At 73.0% G+C, this 12,635-nt stretch carries 12 protein-coding genes and 1 rRNA gene; 10 read left to right on the top strand and 3 right to left on the bottom strand.

The window, feature by feature from the left end; genetic code table 11:
• Window positions 1-111 precede the first annotated feature (111 nt).
• Window positions 112-228 (top strand): 5S ribosomal RNA (gene rrf, locus QIT00_RS10700).
• Window positions 229-350: 122 nt separating this feature from the next.
• Here the strand turns inward: rrf and QIT00_RS10695 are convergent.
• Window positions 351-1,016 (bottom strand): hypothetical protein, encoded by a 666-nt coding sequence (locus tag QIT00_RS10695; protein ID WP_282534946.1) that lies wholly within the window; start codon window positions 1,014-1,016, stop codon window positions 351-353.
• 336 nt (window positions 1,017-1,352) lie between these two features.
• Between QIT00_RS10695 and QIT00_RS10690 the strand changes: the two genes are divergently transcribed.
• Entirely contained in the window at window positions 1,353-2,144 is a 792-nt protein-coding gene (locus QIT00_RS10690; RefSeq protein WP_282534945.1) for a tetratricopeptide repeat protein, read from the top strand.
• A gap of 74 nt (window positions 2,145-2,218) precedes the next feature.
• Here QIT00_RS10690 and QIT00_RS10685 read toward each other — a convergent pair whose 3' ends face one another.
• Window positions 2,219-3,493 (bottom strand): DUF1015 domain-containing protein, encoded by a 1,275-nt coding sequence (locus QIT00_RS10685; protein ID WP_282534927.1) that lies wholly within the window; start codon window positions 3,491-3,493, stop codon window positions 2,219-2,221.
• Window positions 3,494-3,568: 75 nt separating this feature from the next.
• Between QIT00_RS10685 and QIT00_RS10680 the strand changes: the two genes are divergently transcribed.
• The 4 genes from QIT00_RS10680 to QIT00_RS10665 all read left to right on the top strand — a co-directional run bounded on the left by QIT00_RS10680 (window position 3,569) and on the right by QIT00_RS10665 (window position 7,677).
• Window positions 3,569-4,597, top strand: a complete 1,029-nt coding sequence (locus tag QIT00_RS10680) for an HAD hydrolase-like protein (protein WP_282534926.1) — start codon at window positions 3,569-3,571, stop codon at window positions 4,595-4,597.
• Between the two features lie 92 nt (window positions 4,598-4,689).
• On the top strand, window positions 4,690-5,748 hold the full coding sequence (locus tag QIT00_RS10675; protein ID WP_282534925.1) for a FecCD family ABC transporter permease: 1,059 nt from the start codon (window positions 4,690-4,692) through the stop codon (window positions 5,746-5,748).
• Complete coding sequence (locus tag QIT00_RS10670; RefSeq protein ID WP_282534924.1) at window positions 5,745-6,782, top strand: FecCD family ABC transporter permease; 1,038 nt, start codon at window positions 5,745-5,747, stop codon at window positions 6,780-6,782. Before QIT00_RS10675 ends, QIT00_RS10670 begins: the two co-directional genes overlap by 4 nt.
• Window positions 6,783-6,870: 88 nt before the next feature.
• On the top strand, window positions 6,871-7,677 hold the full coding sequence (locus QIT00_RS10665) for an ABC transporter ATP-binding protein (RefSeq protein WP_282534923.1): 807 nt from the start codon (window positions 6,871-6,873) through the stop codon (window positions 7,675-7,677).
• A gap of 228 nt (window positions 7,678-7,905) precedes the next feature.
• Here QIT00_RS10665 and QIT00_RS10660 read toward each other — a convergent pair whose 3' ends face one another.
• Window positions 7,906-8,253 carry an alkyl sulfatase C-terminal domain-containing protein gene (locus QIT00_RS10660; protein WP_282534922.1) on the bottom strand — a complete coding sequence of 116 codons (348 nt, stop codon included), beginning with the start codon at window positions 8,251-8,253 and terminating at the stop codon, window positions 7,906-7,908.
• A 42-nt stretch (window positions 8,254-8,295) separates the two neighbouring features.
• On the opposite strand from QIT00_RS10660, the gene QIT00_RS10655 reads away from it, so the two are divergent.
• From QIT00_RS10655 to recN, 4 genes are all read left to right on the top strand, one after another.
• Window positions 8,296-8,601 carry a hypothetical protein gene (locus QIT00_RS10655; RefSeq protein WP_282534921.1) on the top strand — a complete coding sequence of 102 codons (306 nt, stop codon included), beginning with the start codon at window positions 8,296-8,298 and terminating at the stop codon, window positions 8,599-8,601.
• Window positions 8,602-8,608: 7 nt separating this feature from the next.
• Window positions 8,609-9,424: a TlyA family RNA methyltransferase gene (locus tag QIT00_RS10650; protein ID WP_282534920.1), complete on the top strand. Its 816-nt coding sequence runs from the start codon at window positions 8,609-8,611 to the stop codon at window positions 9,422-9,424.
• 20 nt (window positions 9,425-9,444) lie between these two features.
• Window positions 9,445-10,383, top strand: coding sequence for an NAD kinase (locus QIT00_RS10645; protein ID WP_282534919.1), 939 nt, complete (start codon window positions 9,445-9,447; stop codon window positions 10,381-10,383).
• A gap of 81 nt (window positions 10,384-10,464) precedes the next feature.
• Entirely contained in the window at window positions 10,465-12,231 is a 1,767-nt protein-coding gene (gene recN, locus QIT00_RS10640) for a DNA repair protein RecN (RefSeq protein WP_282534918.1), read from the top strand.
• The last annotated feature ends 404 nt before the right edge of the window (window positions 12,232-12,635 follow it).

The following is a 12,635-nucleotide window of genomic DNA, read 5'->3' as shown; positions in this document are numbered from 1 at the left end:
AGTTCTGAAGTAACGAACAGCTGTTGTCGGCTGAACAATTACTCAACTAAAGAGTGTGCTTGTTCGCTGCCCTGTTCAGCGTCCCGTTTTCGACGGGATACTTCATAGGGTTTCGGTGGTCATAGCGTGAGGGAAACGCCCGGTTACATTCCGAACCCGGAAGCTAAGCCTCACAGCGCCGATGGTACTGCAGGGGGGACCCTGTGGGAGAGTAGGACGCCGCCGAACAATTCTTAGAGGACCCTTGGTCCCAGCGTTCACGCTGGGACCAAGGGTCCTTTTTTGTTTATTCGTCGAAGCGCGGCCCGAAGCCGGGTGCGCAAGAATGACTGCGGTACCGAAGACAGGAGTCACCGATGTCGACCAACTCTCCCGACGATCGTCCCGAACGCGAGCAGCGTGGACGGGACGACAGGGACCGAGGCGGCTACCGCGGCGGACCGCGCCGTGACGGTGATCGCGGTGATCGCGGTGGCTACGGCCGGCGCGACGACCGTGACCGCGGCAGGGACCGGGACCGCGGGTTCCGACGCGATGACCGTCGTGACGACCGGCCGGGTGGCTTCCGGCGGGACGATCGTCGCGATGATCGCCGTGACGACCGGCGGGACGACCGCGACCGTGGATTCCGTCGCGATGACCGCCGTGACAACGACCGTGGTGGATTTCGGCGGGACGACCGTCGTGACGACCGCCCCGGCTTCCGCAGGGACGACCGTCGCGACGACAGGCGTGACGATCGCCGCGACGACCGTGGCGGGCGGCCCCCCTTCCGTCGCGATGACCGCCGTGACGACCGGCGGGACGACCGTGACCGTGGATTCCGGCGCGATGATCGACGCGATGACCGCCCCGGTGGCTTCCGGCGGGACGACCGTCGAGACGACCGGCGCGATGACCGTGGTGGTTTCCGTCGCGACGACAGGCGTGATGATCGCCGCGACGACCGTGGGCGGCCCCCCTTCCGTCGCGATGACCGGCGCGATGACCGCCGTGACGACCGGCGGGACGACCACGACCGCGGATTCCGTCGTGACGACCGGCCGGGTGGCTTCCGGCGGGACGACCGCCGAGACGACCGCCGCGACGACCGCCGTGACGACCGGCGCGGAGGCGGAGGCTTCCGGGGCCGCGACGACCGCAGGGACGACCGCCGCGACGACCGCCGTGACGACCGCGGTGGCCGTGGCCCCCGTCGGGACGACCGAGGCGGGCGCCCCGGTGGGTTCCGTGGGCGGGACGACCGGCGTGATGACCGACGAGGCGGCGGCGGTGGCTACCGCGGGCGTGACGGCCGGGACGACCGCGGCCCGCGCAGGGACGACCGGTCCGACCGCGAGCCGATCAAGCGGCTGCCGATCCCGGACGACGTCACCGGCGAGGAGATCGACGCCGACGTACGCCAGGAGCTGCAGAGCCTGCCGAAGGGGCTCGCGGAGGACGTCGCCAGGAACCTGGTGATGGTCGCCAAGCTCATCGACGAGGACCCGGAGCAGGCGTACGGCTACTCGCGGGTGGCCCTGCGGCTCGCCTCGCGTGTGGCGGCCGTGCGGGAAGCGGCCGGCTTCGCCGCGTACGCGAACCAGAAGTACTCCGAGGCGCTCGCCGAGTTCCGGGCCGCGCGGCGGATGACCGGTTCCGCGGAGCTGTGGCCCGTCATGGCGGACTGTGAGCGTGGGCTCGGGCGGCCCGAGAAGGCGCTGGACATGGCCGGTGGGCCCGAGGTGCAGAAGCTCGACAAGGCCGGGCAGGTCGAGATGCGTCTCGTCGCCGCGGGTGCGCGCCGTGACATGGGGCAGCTCGACGCGGCGATCGTGACGCTGCAGAGCCCCGAGCTGGCGTCGAACTCCGTGCAGCCGTGGACCGCGCGGCTGCGGTACGCGTACGCCGACGCGCTGCTTGCCGCCGGGCGTGAGGGCGAGGCGCGCGAGTGGTTCGCCAAGACCGCCGAGGCCGACCGGGACGGCAGCACGGACGCCTCCGACCGGCTCGCCGAGATGGACGGCGTGGAGTTCGTCGACGCCTTCGACGAGGAGGCGGACGCCGACGTGCCGCCCGCCGCCGAGGCGGAGAAGGACCAGGACACGGACACGGACACGGATACGGATACGGATACGGACTCGGACTCGGACGACGACCGGTAAGTAGCCGTGGCACGTGGGAGGGGCGGGACCGGATCGGTCCCGCCCCTCCCACTTTCGTATCGCCTCTGTGCCGCTCAGTGCTCCAGGCTGCGCAGGACCAGGCCCGTGGCCGGCTTCGGGCCGAAGGACGTGGACTTGCGGGGCATCGTGACGCCCTGGCGGGCCAGTTCGCGTACGACCTCCTCGTGGACCGGGTGCATCAGGACCGCCGTACCGCCGTCGTGTTCGGCCTTCTGGACCGCGGCGCGGGTGTCGTGGATGTACGCGATGTGGTCCGGGTCGTCCGGGATGCGCCAGATGTGGTCCAGGAGTGTGGAGTGCAGCACCGTGGCGTCCAGGGTGCGCCACAGCTCCGGGCGGTCGTGGCGGATCGTGCGGGTCAGGAGGCCGGGGTCCGGGCGGTCGACGAGGTGGAACGTGCCGTCGCCGGCGAGCAGGAACGCGTTCGACTCGGCGGCCGCCTCCGCGAGGGCGTCGAGTGCGCGGGGGAGCGGGGCGTCGACGCGGCGTACGCGGAAGGAGTCGGCGACGGCCGTCAGGGCGTCGGCGACCGGCAGGCCGTGCAGGAGGCGGTGGATGGCGCGGACCTGCAGCGGATAGCGGGTCGTGTCGACGAGCAGCACCAGGCCGTGGTCCCACGGAGACGGGGACGTGTGGCGGCCGCGCAGCCGCAGATAGGTGGCCCAGCGGTGGTGGCCGTCGGCGATCAGGGCCTGGCGGTGGGCGAAGTCGGCCTGGATCTCGGCGAGTTCGGCCGGGTCGGTGACCGACCAGAGACGGTGGCTGAAGCCGTCCTCGGTGGTCGTGGAGAGCAGCGGCGGGAGGTTCACGGCGCGTTCGATGACCGCGGTGGCGCCGGTCCTGGTGCCCTCGCCGCGGTAGGTGAGCAGCAGTGGTTCGAGGTTGGCGGCGGTGGCGCCCATCAGGTCCGCGCGGTCCTCGATGATGTGCGGCATGACGTCCTCGTGCGGCAGGACGACGCCCTCGTGGGCCTCGGAGAGTTCCAGGGCGCCGATGAGTCCGCGCTGCAGGAGGTCGCCGTTGCGCTGCTCGTAGACGTACAGGGCGGGCTCGGCCTCGGGGGCGAGTATCCCGTCGGCGAGCCACTCGCGGAGGGTGTCGGCGGCCTGCTGGTGGCGGGCCTCGGGGGTGTCGGCCTGCGGCAGGATGAGGCGGACGATGTTGTGCGGGTCGGCGGACTCCAGGTGCAGGAGTCCGTCCGGGCGCACCACCACGTCGTACGGCGGGGACGTCACTGCGGCGAGCGAGCCGACGCGGTCGGGGACGTAGCGCAGTCCCCGGATGGGGGTGAGGCGCAGCCCCTTGCCGTCCGGACCTGTGGTGTTCATGCCTGCATCGTATGGGTGGGCACTGGAGTGCGAGATGATCGGGGGGAGTGTCGTCGAGTCGAGGAGCCGTACGTGATGAGCCAGACCGTCAGGACGAGCCCGGGCGGCAGTGAGCGGGCGTTGAGCGAGGCGTACGACACGGCGCTGCTCGACCTGGACGGGGTGGTGTACACGGGCGGTGAGGCGATCGCGTACGCGGTGGAGTCGCTGCTCGCGGCGCGGGCCGGGGGGATGCATCTCGCGTATGTGACGAACAATGCGCTGCGGCCGCCGGAGGTGGTGGCCGAGCACATCACCGAGCTCGGGGTGCCGACCGAGGCCGCGGACGTGATCAACTCCGCGCAGGCGGTGGCCCGGCTGATCGCCGAGCAGGTGCCGCGGGGCTCGAAGGTCCTGGTGATCGGCGGCGAGGGGCTGCGGTCGGCGCTGCGGGAGCGGGGGCTCGTGCCGGTGGAGTCGGCGGAGGACGGTCCTGCGGCGGTCGTGCAGGGGTACGGCGGTCCGGAGTTGGCGTGGGGGCGGTTCGCCGAGGCCTGCTATGCGATCGCGCGGGGAGTGCCGTGGTTCGCGTCCAACACGGACCTGACGATCCCGAGTGCGCGGGGCATCGCGCCCGGCAACGGTGCGGCGGTCGAGGTCGTACGGATCGCGACCGGAGCCGAGCCGCAGGTGGCGGGCAAGCCGCTGCCGCCGATGCACCGGGAGACGATCCTGCGGACCGGGGCGGAGCGGCCGCTGGTCGTAGGTGACCGTCTGGACACGGACATCGAGGGCGCGTTCAACGGCGAGGTGGACTCGCTGCTCGTGCTGACCGGGGTGACCGACGCGGCCCAGCTGCTCGCGGCCCCGCCCGAGCACCGGCCGACGTACGTGGACACGGATCTGCGCGGCCTGCTGACCGGGCAGCCGGAGGTGACGGCTGACGGGGAGAGCTTCCGTTGCGGCTCCTTCGTGGCGCGGGCGACCGGCGAGGCGCTGGAGCTCGACGGGGACGGCGAGCCGATGGACGGGCTGCGCGCGCTGTGCGCCGCGGCGTGGACGGCGGCGGGTGCGGGGACGTGCGGCCTGGACGCGGGGAAGGTGCTGGCGCGGCTGGGGCTCTGAGAAGGCGCTGGCGCGGCTGGGGCTCTGAAGTTCCGGGCCGGGGGCGGGTACGCGCAGGTCAAGCCGTTGGCAGGGTAGGCTAACCTAACCGGGTGTTGGTCGACAGTCCCTCTCCCGAGCGCACCGAGGCGTCCCCGCCCGAGCCCCCGGCACCCCGCGGGCGGCAGGCGATCCGCGCTGTCGGGCTCCTTCTCGCCGTGGGAGTGCTCGCCCTGGTCGTCGTCGCGAGCATCGCCGTCGGTGCCAAGCAGATACCCGTCGGCGACGTCTGGCACGGGCTGTTCTCCGCCACCGGCACGGACAACGACGTCGTCATCAGGGACCTGCGGCTGCCCCGTACCCTGCTCGGCCTGCTCGTCGGGGCCGCGCTCGGGCTCGCCGGGGCCGTGCTGCAGGCGCTGACCCGCAATCCGCTCGCCGACCCCGGGCTGCTCGGCATCAACGCGGGCGCGTCCGCCGCCGTCGTCAGTGCGATCAGCTTTCTCGGCGTCACCTCGCTCACCGGCTATGTCTGGTTCGCGTTCCTCGGCGCCGCCGTCGTGTCCGTGCTCGTGTACGCGCTCGGCGGGGTCCGCAGCGCCACCCCGGTGCGGCTCGCGCTCGCCGGTACGGCGGTCACCGCGGCGCTGATCGGCTACATCAACGCCGTGATGCTGCTCGACAGCTCCGCCCTCGACAAGATGCGCTTCTGGACGGTCGGTTCGCTGGCCTCGGCGTCGATGTCGACCATCGGCCAGGTCGCCCCGTTCATCGCCGTCGGCCTGCTGCTCGCGCTCGGCCTCGCGCGGCCGCTGAACGCGATGGCGATGGGCGACGACACCGCCGTCGCGCTCGGCGCGCGCGTCAACCGCACCCGGATCCTCGCCATGGCCGCCGCGACCCTGCTCTGCGGAGCGGCCACCGCGGCCTGCGGTCCGATCGCGTTCGTCGGCCTGATGGTGCCGCACATGGTCCGCGCCTTCACCGGCCCCGACCAGCGCTGGATCCTGCCGTACGCGACGGTCCTGTCGCCGGTGCTGCTGCTCGGCGCCGACGTCATCGGCCGGGTCGTGGCCCGCCCCTCCGAGCTGCAGGTCGGCATCGTCACCGCGCTCATCGGCGGCCCGCTCTTCATCTACCTCGTACGACGCCGGAGGATGGCTCAACTGTGAAGTCCCTGAAGGCGGTTCGTACCGGGAGCGGTCTCTCCGTACGGATCGAGCCGCGCGCCCTGGTCGTCGGGGTGCTGCTCTGCGTGGCCGCGCTCGTCGTCGCCGTGGTGCTCATCGGCACCGGCGACTTCGAGATCCCGGCCACCGACGTCATCAGCACGCTGCTCGGCAACGGCACGACCGCGCACACGTTCATCGTGAACGACCTGCGGCTGCCGCGGGTCCTGGTCGGACTGCTCGTCGGGGCCTCGCTCGGCCTGGCCGGGGCGATCTTCCAGTCCATCTCCCGCAATCCGCTGGGCAGTCCGGACATCATCGGCTTCGGGCAGGGCTCGACGGTGGGGGCGCTCACGGTCATCGTGCTGTTCCAGGGCAGCGCCGTCGCGGTCGCGGCGGGCTCGCTCGTGGGCGGGCTCGTCACCGGCGTACTGATCTACCTGCTCGCCTGGAAGCGCGGGGTGCACGGCTACCGGCTCGTGCTCGTCGGCATCGGCGCCGCCGCGATCCTCACCGCGCTCAACGGCTACCTGCTGACCAAGGCCGACCTGGTCGACGCGGCCCGCGCGTACGTGTGGATGGCGGGCTCCCTGAACGGGCGGGACTGGGACCAGGTCGAGCCGCTGTTCTGGCTGTGCGCCGTCCTCGTACCGCTCGTCCTCGCGTACGCCCGGCCGCTGCGGATGCTGGAGATGGGCGACGACGTGGCGTACGCCCTCGGGGTGCGGCCCGAGCGGACGCGGATCGTGCTGATGCTGGCGGCCGTCCTGCTCACCGCGTCGGCGACCGCCGCGGCCGGGCCCGTCTCGTTCGTGGCGCTGACCGCGCCGCAGCTGGCGCGCCGGCTCACCCGGTCGCCCGGCCCGAACCTGGTGGCGTCGCTGCTGATGGGCGCCGGGCTCCTGATCGCCGCCGACCTGGCCGCGCAGCGGGCGTTCGGCGCGGACACGCTGCCCGTGGGCGTCCTCACGGGGGTGCTCGGCGGCGTGTATCTGCTGTGGCTGCTCGTCTCCGAGCGCAGGGCGGGGCGGATATGAGCCGGAAACGCACCCCTTCGCCGTCCCCTGATCCGACGACCGACCCCATGATCCGACGACCGACCCCACCGCACCCGGGAGCACCGCAGTGAATCGCCTCATCGCCGACGACGTGACCCTCGGCTACGACCAGCGGGTGATCGCGGAGCGACTTTCGGTCGAGATCCCGGACAACTCCTTCACCGTGATCGTCGGGCCCAACGCCTGCGGCAAGTCGACGCTCCTGCGCGCCCTTTCGCGGATGCTGAAGCCCTCGCACGGGCGGGTGCTGCTCGACGGGCAGACCATCCACTCGATGCCCGCGAAGAAGGTCGCCAAGACGCTCGGCCTGCTGCCGCAGTCGTCGATCGCGCCCGACGGCATCACGGTCGGCGACCTGGTGGCCCGCGGCCGCTACCCGCACCAGGGGCTGCTCCGGCAGTGGTCGGCGGAGGACGAGCGGGTCGTACGGGAGTCGATGGCGTCGACCGGGGTCGGTGAGCTGGCCGACCGCTATGTCGACGAACTGTCCGGCGGACAGCGCCAGCGCGTGTGGATCGCCATGGCCCTGGCCCAGCAGACCCCGCTGCTGCTCCTGGACGAGCCCACCACGTACCTGGACATCCAGCACCAGATAGACGTGCTCGACCTGTGTGCCGAGCTGCACGAGGAGCAGGGCCGCACCCTCGTCGCGGTCCTGCACGACCTCAACCACGCCGCCCGCTACGCCACCCACCTGATCGCGCTCCGCGACGGCGCGGTGATCGCGGAGGGCGCTCCGTCCGAGATCGTCACTGCCGAGCTGGTGGAGGCGGTGTTCGGCCTGCCGTGCCAGGTCATCGACGATCCGGAGACGGGGACTCCGCTGGTGGTTCCGGTGGCGCGGAGGGGGCGTACGGCGGTTCTGCGGAAGTAGCCGTCCGGCGGCGTCGGATGGGTTGCCGTCCGGACGCCCTGCGGGCTCGTCCTCAAGCGCCGGACGGGCTGGTTTTCTCCCCTCCCCGCCCCTTCCCTAAAGACTGCCGTCGGCTGCGGGGGCTCCGCCCCCGGACCCCCGCTCCTCAAACGCCGGAGGGGCTGAATTTGCCGGGGTAGGGCTGAATTTGGCGGGGTAGGGCTGAATTTGACGAGGACCGACTTTCGGCTACAGCAGTGACCTGAGGCGCAGCAGGTCTCGGACGCCCGCCTCCAGGCGGACTCGGCCCGTGGCCCAGGCCTTCGCGAAGTTCAGCTCGCCGGCGACCATGGCCACCAGGTCGTCGCCCGTCATGGCCAGGCGGATCTGGGCCTTCTCGCTCGGCGGGCCGTCGTGCACGTCGGCGACGTGGATGCTGCCGTCCTCCAGGCGTCCCGTGAACGTGGCGTCCAGGTCCGTGATGTGGCAGCTCAGCGAGCGGTCGAGCGCGGCGGCGCCGCGGACCTCCCCGTCGGCCTGCGCGAGATTGTCCGAAAGCCTGCTGAGTGCGCTGCGGCACTCCTTGATCGTCGCCATCGCGACGACGGTACCCCAGCGCTTCGCGGTAGCGTCGGGTCCATGAGCGACACGATGCCGGACGCCGAGCCGCAGCCCGAGCCGGCCGTCCCGCACCCGGCCGAGGACGAGCGGGCCCCCGACCCTGCCGAGCCCCGCCCGCTCGCCGTCCCGCGTACCGCCACCGGCGAAGCCGACGTGGACGCGCAGCTGGAGCGCCTGGCCGATGTCGACCACCTCGCCACGGACGGACACATCGAGGTGTACGAGGATGTACACCAGGGGCTGCGCTCCGCGCTGACCGCGCTCGACGCACGCCAGGGCCCACCGGCCTCCGCCCCCTCAAGGCCGTACGACCTCAGGAGCTGAACCGAACGTGGCAGGAGTGGCACGCCGCCGCCTCGACGCCGAGCTGGTGCGCCGCAAACTCGCGCGCTCACGCGAGCACGCGAGCCAGCTGATCGCCGCCGGACGCGTCACCGTCGACCGCAACACCGCGACCAAGCCGGCGACGCAGGTCGCGACCGGCGCCGCGATCGTGGTGTCCGCGGACGACGACGACCCCGACTACGTCTCGCGCGGCGGACACAAACTGGCGGGCGCCCTCGCCGCCTTCGTCCCGCAGGGCCTTCAGGTCGAGGGCCGCCGGGCCCTGGACGCGGGCGCCTCCACCGGCGGCTTCACGGATGTGCTGCTGCGCGCCGGCGCCGACCGTGTCGTCGCCGTGGACGTGGGGTACGGGCAGCTGGCCTGGTCCCTGCAGAGCGACGAGCGGGTCACCGTCAAGGACCGTACGAACGTACGGGAGTTGACGCTCGACGCGATCGACGGCGTGCCGGTCGACCTGGTCGTCGGCGACCTCTCCTTCATCCCGCTCGGCCTGGTGCTGCCCGCCCTCGTGGGCTGCGCGGCGGCCGGGGCGGACCTGGTCCTGATGGTCAAGCCGCAGTTCGAGGTGGGCAAGGAGCGGCTCGGCAGCGGCGGCGTCGTCCGCAGCCCCGAGCTGCGCGCCGAGGCCGTGCGGACCGTGGCGGCGCAGGCCTGGAAGCTGGGCTACGGAGTGCGCGGGGTCACCGCGAGCCCGCTGCCGGGGCCGTCCGGGAACGTCGAGTACTTTCTGTGGCTCACGGCCGGGGCACCCGAGCTCGACCCGGCCGATGTCGACCGTGCAGTGGCGGAGGGACCGAGTTGACGACCAGCGGAGGGGGAGCGGTGACGGAAGGCGAGACCGCCGAGGAAACCGAGGCGGCCGGCGGGGCGGCGCGGACCGTGTTCCTCCTCGCGCACACCGGCAGGGCGGCCGCGGTGCGCAGCGCCGAACTCGTCGTCCAGGGCCTCCTGAAGAACGGCCTCGGCGTGCGGGTCCTGGAGGCCGAGGCCTGTGACCTGCCGCTGCCGCCCGCCGTCGAGCAGGTCCACGAGGCCACGCCCGACGTCCTCGACGGCTGCGAGCTGATCGTCGTCCTCGGCGGCGACGGCACGCTGCTGCGCGGCGCCGAGTTCGCCCGCGCCTCCGGTGTGCCGATGCTCGGCGTCAACCTGGGCCGGGTCGGCTTCCTCGCCGAGGCCGAGCGCGACGACCTCGACAAGGTCGTCGACCGCGTCGTCACCCGCTCGTACGAGGTCGAGGAGCGCATGACCCTCGACGTCCTCGTCCGCGACAACGGCTCGGTCGTGCACGCCGACTGGGCGATGAACGAGGCCGCCGTTCAGAAGGTGTCGCCCGAGCGGATGCTGGAGGTCGTCCTGGAGATCGATGGCCGTCCCGTCTCCGGCTTCGGCTGCGACGGCATCGTCTGCGCGACCCCGACGGGTTCGACGGCGTACGCGTTCTCGGCGGGCGGGCCCGTGGTGTGGCCGGAGGTCGAGGCGCTGCTCATGGTGCCGATCAGCGCGCACGCCCTGTTCGCCAAACCCCTGGTGACATCGCCGAGTTCGGTGCTCGCGGTCGAGGTGCAGCCGCACACGCCGCACGGCGTGCTGTGGTGCGACGGGCGCAGGACCGTGGAGCTGCCCGCGGGCGCGCGCGTCGAGGTGCGCCGTGGCGCCGTGCCCGTACGCCTCGCCCGGCTGCACCACGCCTCGTTCACGGACCGGCTCGTCGCCAAGTTCGCGCTGCCGGTCTCGGGCTGGCGCGGGGCGCCCCACTGACGAGTGACCCCTGCGGGCCTTCGACCTGTGGCTTCGGCGTCGAAACCGGGGTGACGTCGCGCCGTGCGGGGGAAACCTCGTATGGTCAGGTCCGTGTTGGAGGAGATGCGGATACGGTCGCTCGGAGTCATCGACGACGCGGTCGTCGAGCTGTCACCAGGCTTCACCGCCGTGACCGGCGAGACGGGCGCGGGCAAGACGATGGTCGTCACCAGCCTCGGCCTGCTGCTCGGCGGGCGCGCGGACCCGGCCCTGGTGCGGATCGGTGCGAAGTCGGCGGTGGTGGAGGGGCGGATCGCCGTACCCGCGGATTCCTCGGCCCTCGTACGCGCCGAGGAGGCGGGCGCCGAACTGGACGACGGGGCGTTGCTCATCAGCCGTACGGTCTCCGCCGAAGGACGCTCGCGGGCGCACCTCGGCGGGCGGTCCGTGCCGGTCGGGCTGCTCGGCGAGCTCGCCGACGACCTGGTCGCCGTGCACGGGCAGACCGACCAGCAGGGCCTCCTCAAGCCCGCCCGGCAGCGGCAGGCCCTCGACCGGTACGCGGGGGACGCGGTCTCCGTCCCGCTGGAGAAGTACGCGGCCGCCTACCGCAGGCTGCGGGCGGTCGCCGTCGAGCTCGACGAGCTGACCACCCGCGCCCGCGAACGCGCCCAGGAGGCGGACCTGCTGCGGTTCGGCCTCGACGAGATCGCCGCCGTCGAACCCCGCGCGGGCGAGGACGTCGAACTCGCCGCCGAGGCCGAGCGCCTGGGCCACGCCGAGGCCCTCGCCTCCGCCGCCGCGGCCGGGCACGCCGCGCTCGCGGGCAACCCCGAGGACCCCGAGGGCGTCGACGCGGGTCTCCTGGTCGGCGGCGCGCAGCGCGCCCTCGACGCGGTGCGCTCGCACGACCCGGCCCTCGCCGCGCTCGCCGAACGGCTCGGCGAGATCGGCATCCTGCTCGCCGACGTGGCGGGCGAGCTCGCCGGGTACGCGGACGACCTGGACGCCGACCCGCTGCGCCTCGCCGCCGTCGAGGAGCGCCGGGCCGCGCTGACCCAGCTCACGCGCAAGTACGGCAGGGACGACGGCGTCGGGGGTGCTGCCGGCGTCCTCGCCTGGGCCGAGCAGAGCGCCGCGCGCCTCACCGAACTCGACGGGGACGACGACCGGATCGGCGAACTGACCGCCGAGCGGGACGCCCTCAGCTCCGAACTCGCCGGTCTGGCCCAGGCGTTGACGGACGCGCGGACGGAGGCGGCGGAGCGTTTCGCCGCCGCGGTCACCGAGGAGCTGGCCTCGCTCGCCATGCCGCACGCGCGCGTGACCATCGACATCCGGCAGACCGAGGTGGCCGAGGACGCCGACGGCATCGAGGTCGGCGGCCGGTCCGTGGCGTACACCGCGACCGGTGTGGACGAGGTGGAGCTGCTGCTCGCCCCGCACCCCGGAGCGCCGCCGCGGCCCATCGCCAAGGGCGCCTCGGGCGGTGAGCTGTCCCGCGTGATGCTCGCCGTCGAGGTGGTCTTCGCGGGCTCCGACCCCGTACCGACGTACCTCTTCGACGAGGTCGACGCGGGCGTCGGCGGCAAGGCGGCCGTCGAAGTGGGCCGCAGGCTCGCGAAGCTCGCCCGCTCCGCGCAGGTCGTGGTGGTCACCCACCTGCCGCAGGTGGCGGCCTTCGCCGACCGGCAGCTGCTGGTGGAGAAGACCAACGACGGTTCGGTGACGCGTTCCGGCGTGAAGGTCCTGGAGGGCGAGGACCGGGTCCGCGAGCTGTCGCGGATGCTCGCGGGCCAGGAGGACTCCCAGAGCGCCCGCGCGCACGCGGAGGAGTTGCTTGCGGCGGCGCGGGCAGACGTGTGACGGGTTCCCGTCTGCGGGGTGCGGTTCCTTGCCGTCCGCGGGCGGGTGGCCAGTCCTCGCGCAGTTCCCCGCGCCCCTGAGCGATGCGGCTGCGCCGCGCTGTCCCTCCCGCCGTACCTCGATGCTCCTCGCGCGCCCGGGCGTGTCACCGCCGGAGACCGCGTCGGCGGAGACGCGGACGATCACCCGTGTGGGTGATCCGCCGGGCCCGGGCCCCGGCCCGACACGGCTGCCCACCACCGGCGGTGCCGGAACTCCCGTGCGGGCTGGCATCCTTGGCGAGGCGTTCCGCACAGCCGCCCCGCGCACGTCCCGGACACCACCGGCACGAGGCGCCCCGCCGGGCCCGCCCCCACGGGCGCCCGCACCGGGCACCGCGGCGGACCCATCCGACGAAGCCGACC

It is taken from the genome of Streptomyces luteolus, from assembly GCF_029968015.1.
Classification (GTDB): domain Bacteria; phylum Actinomycetota; class Actinomycetes; order Streptomycetales; family Streptomycetaceae; genus Streptomyces; species Streptomyces luteolus.
This window is presented reverse-complemented; position numbering and strand designations above follow the sequence as displayed.

Coding starts and splice junctions, on each gene's coding strand:
- QIT00_RS10685 (WP_282534927.1), bottom strand. CDS start 3,493: ATGAACACCACAGGTCCGGACGGCAAGGGGCTGCGCCTCACCCCCATC.
- QIT00_RS10680 (WP_282534926.1), top strand. CDS start 3,569: ATGAGCCAGACCGTCAGGACGAGCCCGGGCGGCAGTGAGCGGGCGTTG.
- recN (WP_282534918.1), top strand. CDS start 10,465: ATGGTCAGGTCCGTGTTGGAGGAGATGCGGATACGGTCGCTCGGAGTC.
- QIT00_RS10660 (WP_282534922.1), bottom strand. CDS start 8,253: ATGGCGACGATCAAGGAGTGCCGCAGCGCACTCAGCAGGCTTTCGGAC.
- QIT00_RS10655 (WP_282534921.1), top strand. CDS start 8,296: ATGAGCGACACGATGCCGGACGCCGAGCCGCAGCCCGAGCCGGCCGTC.